Origin of the sequence: Paenibacillus baekrokdamisoli, assembly GCF_003945345.1 — a bacterium.
GTDB lineage: Bacteria > Bacillota > Bacilli > Paenibacillales > Paenibacillaceae > Paenibacillus_Z > Paenibacillus_Z baekrokdamisoli.
In genome coordinates, this window is sequence record NZ_AP019308.1 from 396,850 (window position 1) to 411,120 (window position 14,271).

Sequence of the window (14,271 nt, forward strand, 5' to 3'; positions counted from 1 at the left end):
AGGGGCGCATCATGAAGAAACAACGACCAAACCGCTGGCTTGCCAGTTTGATGGCGGTAGTCATTATTACCGCAGGTCTTGTATCATTTTCGGATCATGTCAGTGCGGATCTTCCATTCCAGACCTATACGTTAGATAACAAGGGAAAGCTTGTGAACGTTCAGGCCGCATATGTGCCGGATCCATACTTGTATGTCTATTTGGAGGGCGTGATCCCTGGGTTTGCTGACAAAGCGCCGCCTTCTCTAAATCAGCCCGATGATCTATTTCTGGATCATCGCAATCATCTCTACATAGCCGATACAGGCAATAATCGCGTTATTGAACTGAATTCAGATAGGCAACCGATACGCGTATACGGCACGGATGAGGGGGAGGGGAAGCTCTCAGCTCCACGAGGTGTATTCGTAAAGGAAGACGGTACACTCTTTGTTGCCGATTCCAAAAATAATCGAGTTGCTGTTTTTAGTCCGGATGGCGAGTTTATACGAAAATATGAAAAACCGAAAACGAACTTCCTTCCTGAGGATTTTAAGTTTGAACCGATTAAGCTGGCTGTGGACAAACGAGGTTTTTTGTATATAGCTACACATAACGGTTATCAAGGCTTGCTTATGCTTGACGATACCGGCGCCTTTCAAGGCTTTTATGGTGCGAATCGTACAGAACGCACTTTTAGCGAAACGCTTAAGCGTATGTTCTATACAGAGAAGCAGCTTAGCAAGGAAGTCATGAAGATTCCAGGATCAGTGTCCAATGTGACGTTAGGACCGGACGATTTCCTGTACACGACAAGCGTATTAGTCAACCGAGGCCAAGTGAAAAGGCTTGATTTCTTCGGACGGGATATGCTTGGAGAACGAATTGCAGTACCAGGGCTGGAAACGATGACTGTTGATGTTGCGGTAAGTCAAAACGGCAGTATGAGTGTCCTAGATGCCGGTTGGGGAGTGATATATCAGTATAATGCACTTGGAGAACTGTTATTTGTATTCTCCGGCAAGGATGATGGCTACAACAAGCTTGGTTTATTGAAGCAGCCCTCAAGTATCGAGATCGATCGCGATGGCATGCTCTATGTGCTGGAGAAAACTCAAGGTATCATTCAGCGTTTCAGGCCTACCGAGTTTGCGGCTCTTGTTCATGAGGCCAATGAAAAGTTCATGGCAGGAGAATATGAGAATAGTGCCGGTCCGTGGCAAGAAGTACTCCATTTAAACACAAAGTATAATATGGCTCAGCTAGGACTAGCGAAAGCTTCATTTAAACAACGGGACTGGCAACAAGCACGCTATCATTTCTTTAATGCTGGGGATGCAATCGGTTACTCCGATTCATTCTGGTATATGCGCCTAGAATGGATGAACGTTCACGCTTCAGGTTTGTTGACGATAGCAGTCGTAGTTATCACCCTCGGTCTGATAGGTCGATTTGTATGGGTCAGGTTAAAGGGAAGGGGGAAACGGCATGCGAACAAGCATCGAGTGGATGCAGGGGAATGAGGTCGTTCACGTAGAGCAAAAATTCGGAAGCGCGATTGTCAGTCAACTGCGTACTTCTCTTCGTGTGCTGCGCCACCCATTTGATGTGTTTTGGGAAATTCGCTATCGTTCTCATGGGTCGATTGCTGCTGCAAGCCTATTGTTGGCTCTTGCTTTGGTTGTGCTGCTGATGTCTAAGCTTAGTGGCTCCTATTTATTCGGAGGTGCGAAGCTTGATGATCTTAATCCAACCGCCTTTTTGCTTCAATACTCAATCCCTTGGATAACGTGGGTGTTTGCTAATTACTTGGTCGGTTCCATTATGAAAGGGCAAGGAAAGCTGCTGGAAGTATTTGTGGGAAGTACCTATGCGCTTATGCCAATCATTTTGTTTTCATTGCCGCTTTCTATTATTTCGAATGTACTGACGTTAAGTGAAGGTTCCATATACGGCTTTGCGCAATTAATTATGAATTGCTGGTCTCTGCTTCTGCTATTCGTAATGGCTAAGGAAATTCATAACTATGAAATAGGAGAAACGGTGTGGAATATGATCATTTCCGTACTGTTAATGCTGGCGATTTGGCTATTATGTTTAATTTTCGCTGGTTTAACGTATCAATTGTATGATTTTGTTGCACAGATCTATAAGGAGGTTGCAGCCAGATGAAGAAGAACTGGATTCCAATCGTGTTCATTCTCGTACTGGTCGGCGCTTTCCTGCTTGTTACGAAGCCATATTTACCCCCGAAAAAGGCTAGCCTTACGGTTAGCGGGCAGGTAGGAACCACTGCTGCTGTATCTACCAACGTCGACATAGATGAAACGACGTACCGGACAACAGCTGAGAATGGACGGCTGCGTTTAGCGGTAGATGACATCGGGCAATTCATCGTTACGGATATGAGGAATGGCCATCAGTGGAGAAGCAATCCGACTGCCGAGGCCATGAAAAAGGAGGGTGTGAAAGGGCTATGGCGGCAGCATCTGCTTTCACCCTTTATTGTAGAAACGGTAGAACGCGGGAAGTCGAAGCCTGAACAAAGCAATTGGCTTGCTTCAGGTACGAAAACTTCGGTCGAGACGATTCCTGATGGCGTAAAGGTGAAGCACAATCTGACAAAGCTAGGAATCAAACTGACGTATTCGCTTACGCTGCATGAAGATTATTTGGCTTTCAATATGGAGCAGGACGGTATTGAGGAAAGTGGTAATCGGGCGTTGGTCATGCTGCGAATGTTTCCATTTCTTGGGGCGTTGCAAGAGGATAGCGGACGAGGCGGACTGTTCGTTCCAGAGGGGATGGGAGCGCTTATACCGATTGATGGCAAGCCCAAGCTTCCGTATGCTTACTCATCAAGAATATACGGAAGTGATATTAGCGTCGTGTCTCAAACCCAGAATCCGGTCATGTCGAACTCGCCGATGCCGGTGTTTGGGCTTATAGACGGAGATCATTCGTATATGGGAGTTATCGAGGCAGGTGATTCTCTAGCAAAGATTACGGCTTATCCAAGCGGGCTCATTACATCCTTCAATTGGGTAGCGGCAGATTTTATATTGCGGGAAAACTTTTACACAAAAACGAGCAATTTCAACCAAGGGTTCTTTCAGTACGAGGCGAGTTTGCGGCGGGAGCCCATTCATATGCGCTATTACTTTCAGCAGGGTGACAATGCCGGTTATGTTGGGATGGCACAAGACTACCGAGCTTATTTAATGGAAACGCAAGGAGCACGGCGCATTGATCCTATTTCACAAATGCCACTTGATTTGACCCTATACGGGGGAGCAACGAAGAAGGGATTCTTCGGCGATAAGACAGTTGTGTCGACATCGTTTAAGGCGGCGAAGGAAATTGTCGACGAATTAGCAAACTCAGGGGTACCTTCTCTTAAAGTTACCTATCAAGGCTGGTCTAACGGGGGCGTTGGCGGGGTGCTGCCGATGAAGGAGCCGTCAGAGGCACTTGGCGGCAAAGAGGACTTGCGTGAATTGGCAAAGCATATTAGCAAAATTGGCGGAAAGCTTTATGTGAGTGCCAATTGGTATGCAATTCGCTCATCAAGCAGCTTCCTTCCTTCACGTGACGGCTTGCGTGACTTGAGCGGAAACACGATTGAAAGAAACGATGAAGGGAAAAAGATGTACTATTATCCCCCTCGTCGTGTTGAGGCTACATGGCTAGATATGGAGAAGCAGCTCAAGGAGGTAGGGGTTTCGGGTGTAGACCTTGAGGGAATGGGCTCCTATTTATATTCGGGATATGACGGGAAGAAGCTTATCAGTCGTCATGAGGCAGAGCAAGCGTATCTGTCCGTAATGGATGGCATTCAAGACGAGTTTAGCGGTGTCTCAACCGTATTCGGAAATGCCTATGTGATCGGTCATGTTGACCATATTCGTAATTTTCCGCTCAGCCCAAGCTACGACCTGATCGCCACGGAGAGCGTACCGTTCTATCCGATAGCCATACACGGACTGGCGACCTACACGGGGATTCCGCAAAACTTAGAGAATGAGTCAGTGAAGGGAGCTTTGCAGACAATCGAGTATGGTGCTATGCCGACTTTTACGGTTACACAGAAAGATCCAATCGTGCTGAAGGATACCCCAGGCATCTCTTTGTTTAGCTCTCGTTTTGCTGAATGGAAAGCATCCATATTAGAGAACTACGCAAGGACGTCTGAATGGACTGCTTCTACGGCACATCGCTTTATAGTCGGTCATCGTCGTATTGCTAAGGATGTGTACCAGACTGAATATGAGGGTGGCTTGTCTGTTGTTGTGAATTACGGAGTGGTGGAGTATGTGGATGGAGCTCTGCGTGTTCCCGCGGCGGATTTCACTTTAATCGGAAAGGGGGTCAAAGGAAATGAGTAATCGCTTAACGGATCAGGAAGATGCGCTGCAACCGAAGCTCATAAAGCGTGGTAGATTCATCAATATGGAGCGCCGTACAGCTTTAGGCGGTTACCTGTTTCTATTGCCCTGGCTGATCGGTCTAGCACTCTTCGTTATATATCCGCTTATGTATTCCATGTATATGAGCTTCCACAGAGTGAACTTCACTGGGAAGGGAATGGTTCTTAAGCCGATCGGCTGGGATAATTATACATACGCCTTTTTCAGCGACAATGTGTTCATCGCTGCTATTCTCAGCACGCTTAAGAGTAGTTTGTTTATTATACCGATCATCGTTGTGTTCGCCTTCTTCGTTGCGATTTTGCTCAACCTGAAATTTCCGGGACGCTTTTTCTTCCGCGGGATATTCTTCCTCCCTGTTATTTTTGGGACTGGGCAGGTCATTATGCAGATTTTCGGAGTGGCTAGCGCAGGAAGGCTTGAAATGTTAGATCGCTATAACATAGTGGAATTTGTAACGGAAAATTTGCCAATGGTGTGGGCGGAGCCGGTCTTATCTGTGCTCAATTCTTTCGTGCTCATCCTATGGTATTCCGGTGTACAAATCCTGATTTTTATATCTGGCTTGCAGACGATTGGGGTCTCCGTTTATGAGGCGGCGAAGATTGATGGAGCGACGCCCTGGGTAACGTTCTGGAAAATTACGCTTCCGGCAATGACACCGTTTATTTTATTAAATCTGATCTACACGATGGTGGATATGTTTACACTGCCGCTCGTTAATCCGATTATGGATATGATTTTGGGCAATATGAGCAATTCCCAGCTTGGTTATGGTTATGCTAGCGCGCAAGGCTGGATTTATTTCATCTTCATGTTTGCCATGCTGCTCCTTGTGCTTTTAGTTACTAGGAGATTGGTTTACTACGCCGGGAAAAGGTAGGGATGCCGCATGAATGCAGCCTTTTGGAAGAGGCGTGTAAAAGTGTTGTTGCTGGGCAACGGGGAAAAAAGCGGATGGCTAATTCGCATATTGATTTACTTGATTTTGCTGGATATTTCTGTAATCTACTTAAATCCATTTTTCTATATGATTGCGACAATGTTCAAAAGTGGAGTGGATCTTGTTGATCCGACAATACGCTGGATTCCACGTGTAGTTGAATTGGAGAATTTAAAACTCGCTTGGCAGGGGCTGCGTTACTTGTCTTCGCTGTCCAACAGTTTGCTTATTGTGTCGCTTGGAGCGATATTCCAGGTCGTATTTTGTTCGTTGGCGGGGTATGCTTTTGCCCGAATTTCCTTTCCGGGCAAAACGTTGCTGTTCGGCTTACTGCTGTTTAGCTTTCTCATTCCACCGCAAACAATTATTATTCCGCTCTATATTTTATTCGGTAAGCTTGGTTGGTTAGGGACACCGCTAGCTATTGTCGGACCAGCGATTTTCGGACATGGCATTAAAGGTGCACTTTTCGTTATTATTTTCCGACAGTTTTTCATGACGCTTCCAAAGGAGCTTGAAGAAGCTGCGAAGATAGACGGGGCTGGCATGTTCCGAGTGTACTGGCGAGTTATTATGCCGCTATCGACCCCTGCGCTTCTAGTGGTGTTCTTGTTTTCCTTCATCTGGCATTGGAATGATACGACGTTCACTCAATTAATGCTGCGAGGTGAATTCACGCCTTTGTCGATTAGCCTGAACGGGCTTGATCAAGTGCTTAATGGCACATTCGGGCAGGAAAAGGATGTCAAGCTGAATGAAACGGTTCGGATGGCGGCAAGCTTCCTTGTTATTTTTCCGCCTCTCATCGTTTACTTCATTGCTCAGCGTTGGTTTGTCGAAGGGGTAGAACGGACTGGACTCGTTGAGTAGTGAATAGGCTTTACGCACATCACGGGCATGAAACAACATGTGATGGTATTGAGAGGCGGTGATGCTTATTGAAGTACTGGCAGTGTTCATAGTAAAAGGATTTTAATTGAATTGAAAATAATGGGGGTTATGGAAAATGAGAAGATTTCCTAATGTGGCAGCCATAATAGCGATTATCTTTGTATTGGCTATAGTTAGTGCATGTAGCAACACTAACGGCAACAGTAACAGTAGTGTCCCTAGTGACAAACCAAGCAACTCCGATCCCAAACCAAGCAACTCTGATCCTAAACCAACCGAAGAGACTCCAGCACCGGTAGATCCAGCGAGCTTGAAAGGAGAAATTGTTTGGAACACTCCGTGGTCCCAATATTTCCCGGAACAACATAAAAATTTAATTGCAGACTTTAATAAAGTATATCCTAACATTAAAGTAACACTCAATATTGAACCGATTGAAGTGTTGCTTGCTGCTAATACACCTCCGGATCTAGCATTGAATTTCGCGCTTAGTATACAACAGGTGGAGGATGGATTGCTGGAGGATTTAACGCCTTATGTGAAGGCTGATCCTAGTATGAACTTGGATTCATTTATGGAAGGTCCGATTAATTCGTATAAAATGAATGGCGGATTGTATGGAATGCCTTGGTTTGCTGATGGTTATTTCCCCCTAGCATATAATAAGAAAATACTTGAACAACTCGGTATTACAGAAATTCCTGAAATAAAAAATCTGACTGATCTTGGTGAATTTTTCAAGAAATTCTGGACGCTTAACAATGGAAGCTACGACTTTGTTGGAGAGGATCCGGCATATGGCACATTTGGACTGTCTACCGCGTTGTACAATTATGCATTCCTGAATGGGGCTGACAGCACGACCTTCTATAATCCGGAAACGAAAAAAGTAGGATTTAATGACCCGAAAATTGTTGGTGCCTTAGAATGGATGATTGACTTTAACAAACAGCATATAGATAAGAAAGCACGCGATGCCTTGTTCGCTCAAGTACCGGAAGGCGTACATCCTTTCAAAGCAGGAAAGCAGGCCGTTGGATTCTTTGTTATGAGTAGTGCAGCTGATTTCGCACAATCTCCTGATGTAGACCTGGGCTTGGCGCCGATGCCAACTGAAATGCTTCGTTCAGGCGGAATTGGTGTGTCGATGCTCAAAATGAGTAAAAATAAGGAAATTGCCTGGACGTTCTTGAAATGGCTTACTGCCACTGAGGAAGGTGCTAACTCACTGGGGACGCACTTCAACTTCTTCTCAGCTAAGAAAGAATACAGCTGGCTTAAGGATACGGCATCCAAAGATCCAATTGCCCAATCGTATGGCGACGCACTTGCCCGCGCTGGTAAACCGACGCCTACCTTGCCGGTTAATAGCGCACCAGTTCTGGCAGAGCTAGTGGATAAGGTGTATAGCGGAGAGGTTTCTCCAAAGCAATATCTGGATCATGTTACAAAAGTGCTGCAACAGCAGGTTGATGAGTATTATGCCCAAAAGAAGTAAATCTTGAACTATGGCCCGTGCAGGAAGCTTTATTCCGACGGGCCCTTTTCAAGCCGCAAGCTAATGATCGGCAAAGAGTAACAGTGATCGGTTCATAGTGCAAGCAAATTTGAAAGGATGGATTTCATTATGAAAATGAGAAAAATTCTATTTTGTGCATTAATTGTTACTCTATTTGCTCCCTTCTTTTGTTTTTCTCCGGCCTCAAATCGTGCGTATGCCTCCCCTGCGTTGTCTGTAGATGGCAATACGAGTGACTGGGCCACACTCCCACCGCTCGTTAGAAACTACACGATGAGTCATACGATGCATGTTTTCAATAACAATTCGTATTTGTATCTGCTTATTGAAGGCGGAGGTCTTAGTGCGATGACTTCGCAATTGTATATAGATAGCGATAACAATGAGTTGACCGGCTGCAATAAAACAGGTTGGCAGAATCCAAGTGGGGCCGATATCTTATTAGAAAGCGAAATCAAAATTGTACCAACCGAGGTTAGTATTGGAGGCCAAACCGTGGTTAGAAATATTAAGCACGAACGGCTGGTTCGATATAAATACACAGGAACAAGCGGAGATTGTAAATGGAGCAGAGAAAAAGAATATGAGGGGAACGGTGAGTTCTTCAAGGGAGAATACGTCATTGAAGCTCGAATTCCTCTTGCTGATCTTGGATTGCTTCCCGGGGATTCGATTCGCCTAGGATTTGTGAATTACCATTCGGATATGGATCGGCTGCCATTGGCTGGCGAACCGCTCGCAACTTATACATTGCTTAACGGAACAGACGAATCCAATCCGCCGACATCCCCGCTTAATTTAGCTGTTAGCCGGATTGAGAGCACGAAGCTCGAGCTCTCCTGGGATGCGGCGACTGATGATACAGGCGTTACAGGCTATAAGGTATATCGCAAACCGGTTGGAGGCACTGAAGCATTCATCGGCTGGGCCGTGACACCACGCTTTCTAGACCGTTGGCTGGAACCGACAACTTCGTACTCTTATCGAGTTGTGGCCTATGATGCCTCAGGTAATTCTTCGCTTCCGAGCGCTTCATTATCCGGCACTACAGTCGCGTATCCGACAGTTCCGGCATCGACAGGTAACTGGAACGATACGACAAAGCTTCTGTTCAATTATACGATCGATGAAGCAATCGATTCTCATGTCTTTGCTGATTATGATCTTCTCGTTTTGTCGGGTGCAGTATCACCTGAAAAAATAAAGGAGATCAAGACGCTAAATCCGAACATATTTATCGTTGGGTACATCTCTGTCGGGCAAGACTCTCCGATCGGAAATGATATAGATATCTTTTTCAAGGATGGCAAAGGAAACCCTGAATGCGACGCGAATTGGCCGTCCTGTTATATTGACCCGACCCATCCGAAATGGCAGAAGAAAGTGCTGGAGCAATTGCTTCCGAGCATGGTTAACAGAGGTTTTGATGGTTTTTACCTAGACACTGTGGACGTGACTGAATCGATTCATACCGATAAAGCATGGGGAATGGGACAGTTAATTCAGCTCATTAAGAAGAAATTCCCAGACAAAATCGTGTTCTCTGGTGGTGGTGCTCACTTACTTACAGGTGATACGTATGATATCGCGAATTCTATTGATGCTATGCTGTTCGAAAGTTATACGTCGACATGGGTTGGCAAGGACATGTGGAACTCGGACGGGTCTGTCTTCCTTGGCAATGATGAACAATACAATGTGTATACGCCATATGATCATCCTCGGAAAATGGACTACATCACCAAGCGGGATCACGTGAACAAAGTTCGTTTCATTCATAAGCCTGATGGTACTTTATCAAGAGACTTGGCTGGAGCTCCTCTCATCAATCCGCAGGCTGATTTCCGTGTTTTCACGCTCGATTATGCTACACCTGATCAAACGGATCTAATGACTTATGCAGCTAATCGGGCATGGGCGGATGGTTTCTACCCCTCGTTCGGTATGAAGTTGCTATATTTGCCGCCAGCCTATGATTGGATGGACAAAGCTGCATTTAACCCGGGTTCAGTGGGTTCGTCGTATTCACTGCAAAACTTTGGGAAGGGAATCGATTTGCTGAAATACGCCTCTGTGACGGTAGATGGAAATGATACCGACTGGGCAGGAATGAACGCAGAAACCGTATATGGAAGCGGATCTATTGCCAGTATGAGCATTCGGACGGATGGAACGAATCTCAATATTCTGGTGAAAGGGACAGGGCTGAACAATCCTGGTCAGCGAGTCATTCTAAATACAGACCGCTTTGATACTTCAGGTTACCAGTTCCCGGAATGGTCAGGATCTGCTCATACAGGAACTGATTTTATGATTGAGAATGGTACGCTGTTTCGACATAAGGGCGATCCGTGGAGCAGCTCGGGATGGACGAACTGGTCATGGGAGAAAATCGAAAACGTACTGGAATACAAAGTGAGCAATGATGGTACAATTGCTGAAATGTCGGTGCCTTTATCAGCACTTTTTTCTATCGGAACACAGAAAACTTATGCCTTTACGATGATTGATGCTGCTTATATGAAATTTAGCGGAGCATCGACTACCGAAACTTTGCCAGCTGCACCTGGCTTATTGCATGCTGATCTTCGCCTCAAGCTAGTATCGGTCGACGGCAGTGGTACTGATTGGTCGGCGCTGAGTCCTATTGTTTCGCCAACTGCAGGCGGCACTATTACGTCCATGAAAGCGACTAACGATGCTTATCATCTTTATATGCTGGTTAACGGAACGAATATGAACTTATCCATGGGAAGAATGCTGCTCAATACGGATAATAACGAACAGACAGGCTATCAATCGATGCCATGGAGTCCCTTAATACTTACAGGGGCCGACTTTATGGTCGAGAACGGACAGATATACAAGTATGTTGGAACTGGAGCGGATTGGAACTGGGTTCCTGTTGTGAAATATCCGGATGTTCCTGTCCCGGCAACAGGTTATGCGGCCAGTTCATCCGCACTTGAAATGGCCATACCGCTGGATGCTGTCAATCTTACATCAATAAGTAAATTCAAAGCAGCTTTCGTCCAATTTAGCGGAAACGCGATTACCGGTCATTTTCCGTATATTTTCGATATTGATTTAGCTGTTGCAGCGGCAGCGGCAACGGCAACGACAGCGATCGCAGCGAACAACAGTGTCAGCGCAAGCCCAAGTAGTGTAATGGGGGGGGGAGCAGTCACGTTAACAGCGATTGGTGACCGACAGGCAGCGGCAGGTGCGGTGGTTGGAGATGAGAAGTACATTCCAACAAGCTGGACCTCGACGGAAGCAGGCAAAACGGGCAATTTTACGTTAAGCGGAGGAAACTTCACTTCGATGTATACAACGACATCAGCGGGCGGTTATACGGTGACGGCTACCTTTACGAAGCAGACATGGAATGGCAGCGCTTGGGTGAATACCGCCACAACGGATACCAAGATCACAACTGTAACGGTGATAACAGCTCCGTCAGCACCGACAAACATAACCGCGGTAGCAGGCAACGGACAAGCAACGGTTAGTTTCACGCCTCCTGCAAATAATGGCGGAAGTGCTATTACAGGTTATGAGGTTACAGCTTCACCAGGGAATATTAAGGTTACAGGAACAGCTAGCCCAATAACGATAACGGGCTTATCCAATGGAACGAATTATACGTTTACGGTAAAGGCGATCAATGTTGCCAGCAGCAGTTCGGTTTCCGCTGCTTCCAATGCTGTCACACCAAGCTCACCGTATTTACCTTCACAACCGTCAACACCAACACTACCAGAGACACAAAGTACGGGAGCTGACGTCCTTGTCAATGGTAAGCTGGAGCATGCGGGGACAGCGACAACAACCAAAGTAAATGGACAAACGGTCACAACCGTACTATTAGACCCGAAAAAACTGGAAGACAAGCTCTCGGCGGAAGGTCAATTTGTCGTGATTACGATTCCGGTTAATACGAAGTCAGATGTTGTCATCGGGGAGCTTGACGGTCAAATGGTTAAGAATATGGAGCAAAAGCAGGCGGTTTTGAAAATCAAAACCGAGAATGCAACCTACACCTTACCTTCTCAGCAGATCAACATAAATTCAATATCTAATAAGTTAGGTAAGGAAGTGGCGCTTCAGGAAATTAAGATACAGATCGAAGTGGCCAAACCGACTACTGACATGGTGAAGATCGTAGAAAACGCTGCAGCTAAAGGAGGATTTACGATTGTTGTTCCACCGCTAGACTTTACAGTCAGGGCCACTTACGGGAATACAACGATTGAAGTGTCCAAGTTTAATGTCTATGTAGAACGAGCAATTGCCATTCCGGATGGTGTTGATCCGAATAAGATCACGACTGGGGCCGTTGTTGACCCAGATGGAACCGTCCGTCATGTACCTACGAAGATCATAATCATTGACGGTAAGTACTACGCCAAAGTGAGCAGCCTAACGAACAGCACGTACGCCATCGTTTGGCATCCACTTGAATTTAAGGATGTAGCGCAGCATTGGGCGAAGGATGCCATTAACGATATGGGTTCGAGAATGGTCATCAACGGTATCGACAATGAAAGCTTTAATCCCGAGCAAGATATTACACGCGCGGAGTTTACGGCGATCATGGTTCGCGGGTTAGGATTGAAGCTCGAAAGTGGAGATACCTCATTTGCAGACGTGAAGTCTTCGGAGTGGTATAGCAGCGCTATAAAAACAGCATACTCGCACAACCTGATCAGCGGATTTGAAGATGGTACTTTCCATCCGATGGACAAGATTACTCGAGAACAAGCCATGACGATTATCGCGAAAGCGATGACGATCACCAATCTGAAGGCGAAACAACCATCCAAAGATGTCGGGCAACTGTTGAGTCCATTCACAGATGCCAGCCATGCAGCGGAGTGGGCGAAGAGCGGCATTGCCGACTGCCTACTAGCGGGAATTGTACTTGGAAGAAACAGTACGGAGCTTGCTCCGAAAGCTTACATCTCTAGAGCAGAGGTAGCAGCAATAGTTCAGAGACTTCTTAAAAAGTCTGATCTGATTTAATTCGGTAGATGTTATATCAATTGGGTTATCCTTCAAGCAATTGAGCAAGGTGCTTGAGGGATAACTCTTTTTATTTGTGAATAGATCGTTCATAATTTTCTCTTATACCCAGACAAAAGTAAGCCTCGAGGTCGGGTGGCTTTCCTTGCCCACAATTTTGAGTGGTCACTGGAGTAAGTGCTAAATGAAAATCCTTAGTCTGCTTCAAATCGATCCGTGGAAACAAATAGCTACTTATATCTATCATTTCTTGGTACAATACATGATTGAGGTTAACTATTAAAGGAAACACATGGAGGATCAAATCTTTTATGAATGCGCCAAACCTATTACGAAGCTTTAACTTTTTGTATTTTTCCCTGCTGGCAATGTTCATTTCATTCCTCCCGGTCTATTTAGATGTGCAAGGATTGCATCCAGCGCAAATTGGCTTCATCATCGGTACAGGAGGTTTTGTTACGCTGATCGCTCAACCTTTATGGGGCATGATTAGCGATAAAACCAGGTCAAGCCGCAAAGTGCTGTTAACACTGCTGTTGTTCTCAAGCGTAATTGGCTATTTGCTGTACGACTCCAGCAGCTATCCCCTGCTTATTCTGTTCGCTATGCTGCTATACTTCTTTCTGATGCCAATCGATCCACTGATGGAAAGCCTCAATTTTACGATAGCTGAATCTTCCGGAATCAGCTATGGGTCCATCCGTACCTATGGCGCGTTGGGTTATGCAGTAGCGTCGCTGGTCACAGGCTACGTTATCTCCTTTTTCGGTGCAAACAGTTTGGCATTGCTTTTTGCCGGCATTGGGTTCATCAGTTTTGTTATAGCCTGGATGATGCCTAATGCGCCTGTGACAGGCAAACCCGTTACCTTAAGTAGTCTCAAGCATTTTATTAGCAATAGGGAGACGCTCCTGTTTCTGCTGCTGGTATTTATCTGTTCCATCCCTGCGCGAATGAACGATACCTTCCTTGGCGTATACATTCGTGAGCTTGGAGGGAGTACCGAATTGGTTGGACAGGCCTTTTTTCTGGCAGCAGGCAGTGAAATTTTGGTATTCGCACTGAGCTTCTGGTGGATGCGCAAAGGTAAAGAGCTGCTTACAATCTCGTTTTCGGCCGTTTTTTATTTCCTTCGTTTTTTCATCTCTGCTTGGATTACCGATCCTCATCTGTTGGCGTATTTGCAAATTCTACAGCTGTTGACCTTTCCGGTGTTCTACTCCGCCGCCATTCAATATCTTTATCGAATTGTTCCGGCGGAATGGCGTGCCACAGGTCAAACGGTGCTGGCGCTGCTGTTCTTCGGTATTTCAGGAATCCTGGCCTCCTATATAGGAGGAGCTGTATATGGAAACTTTGGCGGTAAAACTCTATATCTGTCCATATCAGCCATTTCTTTTCTGGGGATGCTTTTTGGCTTGATGCTTTATCGGGTGTATGGGAAAAGGCTGAAAGATACAAAAGATGCTGTATAAGTGAATCCCCCA

General features: G+C 45.8%; 8 protein-coding genes. All 8 read left to right on the forward strand.

Annotated features, from left to right (window positions below; all coding sequences use genetic code 11):
* Window positions 1-11: 11 nt before the first annotated feature.
* The 8 genes from EKN16_RS01645 to EKN16_RS01680 all read left to right on the forward strand — a co-directional run bounded on the left by EKN16_RS01645 (window position 12) and on the right by EKN16_RS01680 (window position 14,259).
* Entirely contained in the window at window positions 12-1,502 is a 1,491-nt protein-coding gene (locus EKN16_RS01645) for an NHL repeat-containing protein (RefSeq protein ID WP_125653410.1), read from the forward strand.
* Window positions 1,468-2,151, forward strand: coding sequence for a Yip1 family protein (locus tag EKN16_RS01650; protein WP_125653411.1), 684 nt, complete (start codon window positions 1,468-1,470; stop codon window positions 2,149-2,151). Before EKN16_RS01645 ends, EKN16_RS01650 begins: the two co-directional genes overlap by 35 nt.
* On the forward strand, window positions 2,148-4,364 hold the full coding sequence (locus tag EKN16_RS01655; protein WP_125653412.1) for a DUF5696 domain-containing protein: 2,217 nt from the start codon (window positions 2,148-2,150) through the stop codon (window positions 4,362-4,364). The genes EKN16_RS01650 and EKN16_RS01655 overlap by 4 nt, the downstream gene beginning before the upstream one ends.
* Window positions 4,357-5,289 carry a carbohydrate ABC transporter permease gene (locus tag EKN16_RS01660; RefSeq protein WP_232016149.1) on the forward strand — a complete coding sequence of 311 codons (933 nt, stop codon included), beginning with the start codon at window positions 4,357-4,359 and terminating at the stop codon, window positions 5,287-5,289. Before EKN16_RS01655 ends, EKN16_RS01660 begins: the two co-directional genes overlap by 8 nt.
* 9 nt (window positions 5,290-5,298) lie before the next feature.
* Window positions 5,299-6,219 (forward strand): carbohydrate ABC transporter permease, encoded by a 921-nt coding sequence (locus EKN16_RS01665; protein WP_125653413.1) that lies wholly within the window; start codon window positions 5,299-5,301, stop codon window positions 6,217-6,219.
* 136 nt (window positions 6,220-6,355) lie between these two features.
* Window positions 6,356-7,738 (forward strand): extracellular solute-binding protein, encoded by a 1,383-nt coding sequence (locus EKN16_RS01670; protein ID WP_125653414.1) that lies wholly within the window; start codon window positions 6,356-6,358, stop codon window positions 7,736-7,738.
* A 129-nt stretch (window positions 7,739-7,867) separates the two neighbouring features.
* Entirely contained in the window at window positions 7,868-12,784 is a 4,917-nt protein-coding gene (locus tag EKN16_RS01675; RefSeq protein WP_164522633.1) for an S-layer homology domain-containing protein, read from the forward strand.
* A gap of 311 nt (window positions 12,785-13,095) precedes the next feature.
* Window positions 13,096-14,259 carry an MFS transporter gene (locus EKN16_RS01680; RefSeq protein WP_125653416.1) on the forward strand — a complete coding sequence of 388 codons (1,164 nt, stop codon included), beginning with the start codon at window positions 13,096-13,098 and terminating at the stop codon, window positions 14,257-14,259.
* The last annotated feature ends 12 nt before the right edge of the window (window positions 14,260-14,271 follow it).